The organism is Candidatus Dormiibacterota bacterium (genome assembly GCA_035544955.1).
Classification (GTDB): domain Bacteria; phylum Chloroflexota; class Dormibacteria; order CF-121; family CF-121; genus CF-13.
In genome coordinates this window covers 1-2,237 of sequence record DASZZN010000043.1, presented here as the reverse complement: position 1 = coordinate 2,237, position 2,237 = coordinate 1, and the positions used below count along the sequence as shown (strand labels likewise).

General features: G+C 65.2%; 3 protein-coding genes. 1 reads left to right on the top strand and 2 read right to left on the bottom strand.

Features of this window, described 5'->3' with window-relative positions; translation table 11 throughout:
• The coding region (locus VHK65_15550) for a LuxR C-terminal-related transcriptional regulator (protein HVS07563.1) at positions 1–954 on the top strand (954 nt) is incomplete at its 5' end.
• 184 nt (positions 955–1,138) lie between these two features.
• Here the strand turns inward: VHK65_15550 and VHK65_15545 are convergent.
• Positions 1,139–1,399, bottom strand: coding sequence for an integrase core domain-containing protein (locus VHK65_15545; protein ID HVS07562.1), 261 nt, complete (start codon positions 1,397–1,399; stop codon positions 1,139–1,141).
• Between the two features lie 204 nt (positions 1,400–1,603).
• Positions 1,604–2,237 (bottom strand): DUF4386 domain-containing protein (locus VHK65_15540; GenBank protein HVS07561.1); only part of this gene is annotated, 634 nt, incomplete at its 5' end.

Below are 2,237 nucleotides of genomic sequence, written 5' to 3'. Positions count from 1 at the left end.
TACTTCCTGCGCGGATTTCTCGCCATCCTCAAAGCCGATCCGACCTCCGGTCCCCCCATGCTGTCACGAGCGCTCGCGGCCGCGCGCAAGCTCGACGACCCCAAGTTGGTGTCGCAGGCACTTTCGATGTCCGCCAACGCCGCGAACGTGGCCGGCGATCGCGAAGCCGCATTGCGCTTCCTCGTCGACGCCGAAGTCGCGACTGAGGAGATCGATCATTACCCCGCCAGGATTTCCGTGCTGGAGGCTCGCGTCCTGCATGCCTTCTTTGGCGGCGATATGGACAAGGTCACGGCGGCCGCCACGGAAGGCGAGCGTCTCAGCCGAGAGATGGGCGATGCCCATAGCCACGAAACGATGTTGCTGAACCTGGGAGGCCCGGCGCTCTTCATGGGTGCGCTGGATCGAGCCAAGGCCTACTTCACTGAGGCCCTGCAGATCGCGCGCCGAATCGACGACCGCGTCGCCCAATACGCCGTGCTCGATGAACTGGGCTGCGTGGCGGCCGCGATGGGCCAGGCCCGACTCGCCGCACGGCTGATCGGGACCGCAGAAACCATCCGAACGCAGGCCGGCGCAAGCCTCCTTCCCTTCCTTCCGCCGCTGCTCGCCCAGGCTGAGGCAGCGGTTGTCGCGTCGATCGGGCAATCCAAATTCGATGCCGAAGTGGAAGCCGGTAAGCGCCTGAGCCGCGACGAGGCCATTCGGTTGGCACTGGGCGAAGCGCTCGGCACGCCCGAGACTGCTTCGACGAACGGGCAGATGGCAATGCTTGGCAAACGCGAGGTCGAGGTCGCCCGCCTGATCGCCGATGGCCTCAGCAATAGGGAAATCGGCGCGCGCCTCTTCATCTCCGAGCGCACGGTGGACAGCCGCGTCCGCAGCATCTTGAACAAACTCGGCGTCAACTCGCGCTCGCAGATCGCCGCCTGGCTCGCGACAGCCAATCGATAGGCCACTAGCGGTCAATCGGTAATTCCAGGGATATCACCCGCGCGGTCGACTCAACCGCCCGAGGTCCGGTCGCTATCAGCAGCGGCCGGCAACATCTGCAGCACCACTCGAGACGATTCGGAATTGCCCATCCGGTGTGGAGAGGAAGACGCCCTTGTCGCTCCCAAGCCAGAGGCCGTGGTCGTCAGCCAGCAGTGATTTGAATCCCACGATCTCTTGCGTCGGACCTGGTCCCGGATAGATTCGGTGGACAACGGTCGGGCTTGCTGCGACCCAGAGTTCCTGCGAGCGACAGGCTGCGGTGCGGCCGGTCGCGATTGTAGTAATCGGCGAACTCGGCCAATACCGCGCGCAGGTGACGCTCGTCGATCACGATCAGGTGATCAAGACATTCGGTCCGAATCGTCCGCACGATCCGCTCGGCGACCGAGTTGGCGGTCGGCACCCGGGCGGAGTGCGCACGCCGGCGACCCAGGCTGGCAAGCTTGCCGTGGAATCACCACCATAACGGAAGCTCAGGGTTTGCACCACGAAGAGGTCGGCCGCCCAGATGCCACGCAGCTGGTTCGCCAGGAAGGTTCGCCAGCGCTGGTGGTCGCCAAAACTAGGGTTGCGGGCCGACGTTCCGTCGGCCCGCAATCGGCCCCAGTTAACGCTCGCCGGGCTTCGGAGATCCTGCAACCGTGGTCGCAGCCACGGAGATTCCGACAGGTCGCGTATCGCCCGATGTGATCGGTGACGGACTGAAGCCCTTGACAGTGAGCCACAGGCCCAGGAACGCCTCCCAGAGGATCTCCGGGACGGTCGCGAGGCCCTGCAAAAAGGAGCCCCGTGGGATCACGCCCAACAGCACGGCGATCCCTGAAGCGGCGAGCAGAGGGCCTCCGATGACGCCGAAGAGCGCCATGCGACGTGGCACCAGGCCGGACCGATACATGAGCCAGCCGAGGATCAGCCCGGTCCCGATGCCGTCGATGAAGCCGGGGCCAAGCAGGAACGTCCAGTTGTGGAGGGCGACCAGCGACTTGCCGACCACGCGCAGCGAGCCCGCATCCGCGGCCGCAGCTCTCTGCCGCAACGTCACGATCGTGAGGAGGCTGAGCAGGCCGATTCCGATGAAGGCGCACTCCACGAGGCGAGCAGTGACGTAGCCGAGGGCCAGGGTTTCGTTCTGCCGCTTGAGCAGCGGGAACAACACGACGGCACAGCCGATGTTGGTAATGATGAGGAGCAGTTCGAGGAACGCCCCCACGAACACGCGGGTGTCGGCGCCCGCACCGTTG